This is a genomic window from Bartonella sp. AC535YNZD (assembly GCF_042196625.1).
Lineage (GTDB): Bacteria > Pseudomonadota > Alphaproteobacteria > Rhizobiales > Rhizobiaceae > Bartonella.
On record NZ_JBHIQP010000058.1, the window covers coordinates 1 to 970 of the forward strand.

Genomic DNA, 970 nt, shown 5'->3' on the forward strand with positions numbered 1-970 from the left:
CTCTCTTCATTTTCTGTCTTTCCCTCACTCCCGTATATCGATACAAAGCCCTTGCCTGATCCCACACCAAAACCCGTTTCATGCTCCTCTGAATGGCTTTTATGGTGATCTGTCATGCCATCAATCGTCACATTTTCTGCTGTCACATTGATATCTTGACCGGAAAGCAGATGAGAAGCCGTGATTGTGGTCTCTTTATCTGATTGTGTGATAATGTTGCCCGTTGCCCCAAGGATAGAGGAGACCGTTGTGGTATGCGATTGAGATGTATCGGACGATTTCTCATGCAAAAAGCCACTTGATGACGATTGTGCTTGCTGATCCAAGTGTTCTTGGGCGCCTTTTATGACAATCTTTCCCCCAGAGTGAATGGTAATATCCGCTTGTTTCTGATCTCCTGGTGCTTTCTCTCCTGACGTTTCCTCTGCCTTACCGGCTATGAGCGTCGAGGCTACAACTTCCGTGTTGTTTCCGGAATCAATGGCAATGCCTTCACCCCCTGTTATGCTTGACCCCACAACTTGGCTCACATCCATCTTGTTATGCTCAGATTTGCTGCTACTAAACACCCCACCCTCTTTATGGTACGACATCTCATAATGTAAGCTATCCTCTGCATTATTGATCAGGACATCGTTGCTGGCTTTCAGCCCCACCTTGCCCTCAGCCGCAATGGAACTACCTGTGATGCTAAGATCATGCGGTTTGCCATCCTGCCCTGCAACAACAGTGGTATCACCTCCCGATTTTATCGAAGAGCCAACGGCATGAGAGGCTTGCATATCCACTTTCGTGTTTTTGCCCTGAAGATGATACTCCATCTCATCGTTTCTTACCCCTATTGTTACCTCCCCTTGGGCGCCAAGAGCAACATTACCCTTGGCATCTATATCGGAAGCAGCAATATGGATATCTTTTCCAGAGAGAACAGTGGTCTCTTTTCCAGAACTTAAATGAGAGCCATTGTGCA

General features: G+C 47.0%; 1 protein-coding gene. It reads right to left on the reverse strand.

Features of this window, described 5'->3' with window-relative positions:
- Positions 1-970 (reverse strand): hemagglutinin repeat-containing protein (locus ACFIM8_RS09130; protein ID WP_375614833.1); only part of this gene is annotated, 970 nt, incomplete at both ends.